Origin of the sequence: Phocaeicola abscessus CCUG 55929 (assembly GCF_000312445.1) — a bacterium.
Lineage (GTDB): Bacteria > Bacteroidota > Bacteroidia > Bacteroidales > Bacteroidaceae > Phocaeicola > Phocaeicola abscessus.
In genome coordinates this window covers 1-645 of sequence record NZ_HE997195.1, presented here as the reverse complement: position 1 = coordinate 645, position 645 = coordinate 1, and the positions used below count along the sequence as shown (strand labels likewise).

At 41.2% G+C, this 645-nt stretch carries 1 protein-coding gene; it reads left to right on the top strand.

Features of this window, described 5'->3' with window-relative positions:
• Positions 1-503: RagB/SusD family nutrient uptake outer membrane protein (locus tag BN102_RS10460; protein ID WP_156810977.1), on the top strand; the 503-nt coding region annotated here is incomplete at its 5' end.
• Positions 504-645 lie beyond the last annotated feature (142 nt).

Here is a 645-nt window from a genome sequence, read left to right as displayed (position 1 = left end):
GATATAAGAATAACTATTTGTACTTATATCGTAAGTTTGTTCCGGAAGGGAATTTGGGTGGGACGTGGAATTCTCGTGGGAATACTCCGTTTAACTTTCCAATTATACGTTACGCCGATGTCTTGTTAATGTTGGCGGAATGTTATAATGAACAGGGAAAGCTCGATGAGGCGGTGAGGTATATCAATATGGTCAGGCAACGTCCTTCGACGAACATGCCTGGCATAAACAGTGGTCCGGAATGGTTGGAAGCTCGTACGAAGGATGCAGTATTTAAACGTATCATGCATGAACGTGCGGTTGAACTTCCCGGTGAAGGTTTGCGTTATTATGATCTTAGACGTTGGAGGTTGATGGAGAAATATCTGAACGGTGATGTGCAGGATGCTATGGGTAATCATATCTATTATACTAAGTTTGAGGAAAAAGATTATTTGTGGCCGATTCCCTCGGAAGAAATCGAGAAGAATCCAAATTTAACTCAAAATCCGGGATGGCAATGATCGTTTGAGGAGAGAGTTATATGATCAAAAAGACATTGAATGTGAAGAATATTTTAATTAGTATTGTAGGGGTATCGGTTTCTCTTTGCTGCATGGCAAGGGAGCCGATACGTCGACAATGTACGATCGAAAGGAAAGATAG